The organism is Dietzia sp. DQ11-44 (genome assembly GCF_014145205.1).
In the GTDB taxonomy this organism is placed as follows: domain Bacteria; phylum Actinomycetota; class Actinomycetes; order Mycobacteriales; family Mycobacteriaceae; genus Dietzia; species Dietzia natronolimnaea.
In genome coordinates, this window is sequence record NZ_JAALEC010000728.1 from 1 (window position 1) to 1,946 (window position 1,946).

At 63.9% G+C, this 1,946-nt stretch carries 3 protein-coding genes and 1 pseudogene; 1 reads left to right on the forward strand and 3 read right to left on the reverse strand.

Annotated features, from left to right (window positions below):
* The 3 genes from G6018_RS17200 to G6018_RS16425 form a co-directional block, all read right to left on the reverse strand.
* Positions 1 to 194 (reverse strand): hypothetical protein (locus G6018_RS17200; RefSeq protein WP_206685273.1); only part of this gene is annotated, 194 nt, incomplete at its 3' end.
* 258 nt (positions 195 to 452) lie between these two features.
* Positions 453 to 665, reverse strand: coding sequence for a hypothetical protein (locus G6018_RS16420; RefSeq protein WP_182640203.1), 213 nt, complete (start codon positions 663 to 665; stop codon positions 453 to 455).
* A gap of 94 nt (positions 666 to 759) precedes the next feature.
* Positions 760 to 1,203: a helix-turn-helix transcriptional regulator gene (locus tag G6018_RS16425; RefSeq protein ID WP_182640204.1), complete on the reverse strand. Its 444-nt coding sequence runs from the start codon at positions 1,201 to 1,203 to the stop codon at positions 760 to 762.
* Positions 1,204 to 1,567: 364 nt separating this feature from the next.
* Here G6018_RS16425 and G6018_RS16430 point away from each other — a divergent pair.
* Positions 1,568 to 1,946, forward strand: a pseudogene (locus G6018_RS16430) (hypothetical protein); the annotation flags it as partial.

Below are 1,946 nucleotides of genomic sequence, written 5' to 3' on the forward strand. Positions count from 1 at the left end.
TTGCGGGATTGCCATACAAGGGCCGGCTGTCGGCCGTCGAGTGCCCAGGAGTGGCCGCGCTGGCCGCGCAGCGTGTTTTCTTTCTCGGCGTCCTCGATCCGCTTGCGGATCACTTCACCGAGGTCGGGTTCTTGCGTGTTATCGAGGTCTGATCGCGCACCCTGCGACTCGCCCAGCATCGACATGCTGGACACCGCATTTGGGTGTGCGCTACCCTCGGAGCTGTCTCGCACGACAGTTCCTTCCATTGGGAGGGAGCGCAGATCAGAATCAGGTTTGGTCGCCTGTCCTGATCTCAAACTTCAAAGACGTCACCCGATTCCCGTCGGGTGGCGTTCTTTTTTGTCTGTGAACGCTCCGCTGTGCAGTTGTTACGCAGGCAATCGGTGGTCAGTCGATACCCGCGTCAGTGCATGGTGAGAGGCGTCCTCCTGTTCACTCGTGGTCGGTTCTCAACCGGCTTGGAGCAGCTCCTGCTGCCCGTCCCGGTGGTCTTTGGGCACGGCCTCGTACGCTCTGACGCCCAGCCGGACGATTTCTTCGACAACCTGCCAGCGTTTTGGGTTGCCGGATTCATGCCAGAGGCGCTGCACGTCGGCGAACAGCTTCTCGTCGATGAGCGCATTGAGTTGAGTGCGGCCTTCGGTGGTCCGAGGAGGTGCCATGGGGATATTGCTATCACGGGTGTAATTCCAGGTGTGTCATTTCCAAGGTGGGGCGGCGTGTCGGGCCGGTAATAGTTAACGATACAGATGCACGCTATTGGGGGAAACCCTTGAGCGTGTCGTTGGCGCGTTGCCATGCGTCACGCACGGCCCCCTGCGGCTCGCCATAAATGTCAGCCAGGCTGGCGCACAGCCCCTCGGACAGCGGTGCGGCTCCCTGCTCGATGGTGGAGAACGCGCTTTGACTGAGCCCGACCCTCTCGGCGGTCTCAGACTGATTGAGCGCCGCATGCACGCGCATGTCCGAGAGGGTTTCGCGGCCGGGGAGAACGCCCGTGAGGTCCCGGACATTGAGTTCGAGAACCTGGGCGAGCGCGGCGAGTTTCGCCGGCGTCGGGGCCGTACGGCCGGCGAGCCAGTTGCGCACGGTCGAGGGGTTGACGCCCACCCGAGCGGCGACCTGGAGCCCCGTGAGGCCATGTCGAAGCATCGCTCCGCGAGCCACGGAAGGGCTGACATAGCCGGGCTTGCGAGCCACGCAACCTCCTGCATCTGGCGTGCAACTCGCATCATCATCGCAGTCCATTTCGGCCCCCTCAGCCCTTGCGCCGCTATAACTTAACGCTATAACATAACGCTAGAGGCTCGCTAGACAAGCTGGTTCATCAACTAAGTAGAGGCTCACCGGATTTGAGGGGGAACGCCTTGAGGAACTGCCGAAGGTTCGCATACGGTGCGATCTGCGCCCGTACCGTCGGTACGGCTCCGCACCGGTTGATTCAGTCCCGGCGCGATGAAGCGCAATTCCCACCACCCGCGTGTGCTCTGCCGACTGTCGCCGTCCCCTTGGTCACGGGGCGCTGGCCCCTGCCGAGCGCCGCTTTCAGTGATCCGAGGATGCGATGAGTCATACCCAGGGAGACCTTCGTTCAGCCGTTCGCGGAGCAGCCATCGGCGCCTGTACGGCGCTGATCGCCTTTGCGGGCGTCTACGCGGCGGCAGCCGCGACGCAGTCTGGCATCGAGGAGGCGTCGGCACCGGCGGTTCGTCCCTCGACCACTCAGGCCGGCGTGGACGTGGCTCAAGAGACAAACGCATCGCCGCGGGCCGCGAAGGCGACCGCCTCGCAGCGTCCTGCCCAGGCGAAGCAGCCCGGCCTAGCGAAGGCGGTCCAGCCAACCCGTGAGGTGAAGAAGGAGAACGAGCCCGACGAGCGCCGAGAGTCGGCCTCCAAGGTCGAAACCGCCCCGGCTCAGCAGGCTCCCACGCAGCAGGTCCGCT

Coding starts and splice junctions, on each gene's coding strand:
- G6018_RS16420 (WP_182640203.1), bottom strand. CDS start 665: ATGGCACCTCCTCGGACCACCGAAGGCCGCACTCAACTCAATGCGCTC.